Source organism: Xenorhabdus sp. KJ12.1, assembly GCF_963876495.1.
Taxonomy (GTDB): Bacteria; Pseudomonadota; Gammaproteobacteria; order Enterobacterales; family Enterobacteriaceae; genus Xenorhabdus; species Xenorhabdus stockiae.
In genome coordinates, this window is the sequence record NZ_CAWNQH010000032.1 from 1 (window position 1) to 494 (window position 494).

At 50.4% G+C, this 494-nt stretch carries 1 protein-coding gene; it reads left to right on the forward strand.

Going from position 1 to position 494, the window contains the following annotated elements:
* Positions 1–494, forward strand: a 494-nt coding sequence (locus tag AACS92_RS03655; protein ID WP_241538052.1) for a phosphopantetheine-binding protein, incomplete at both ends; no start/stop codon positions are given.

A 494-nucleotide genomic window follows, 5' to 3' on the forward strand; every position in this document is an offset into this window, starting at 1 on the left:
CGGATGCGTCAGCAGTGATCACCCGAGACTATGAAGCGCCGATAGGTGATGTAGAAATTGCGCTGGCACAAATCTGGCAGGAGTTACTGGGGCTGGAACAGGTCGGCCGTCACGACCATTTCTTTGAACTGGGCGGGCATTCGTTGATCACGGTCAGCCTGATTGAACGGTTGCGCTGCCGGGGATACGCACTGGATGTACGTAGCGTCTTTTCAGCACCACGACTTACAGATATGGCGCAGACAATACAGACCCAGCAAAACATACCTGATTCTGTGGTACCACCCAATCGCATTTCTGCCGATTGTACTGTCATTACGCCTGATCTCTTACCCTTAGTGACGCTGTCACAAGAAGAAATTGATATTATTGTTGCCACTGTTCCCGATGGCGCTGCCAATGTACAGGATATCTATCCCCTATCCCCTTTACAGGAAGGTATTCTGTTCCATCACCAGTTACAGGAAAGTGGCGATGCTTACCTGTCAAACAGC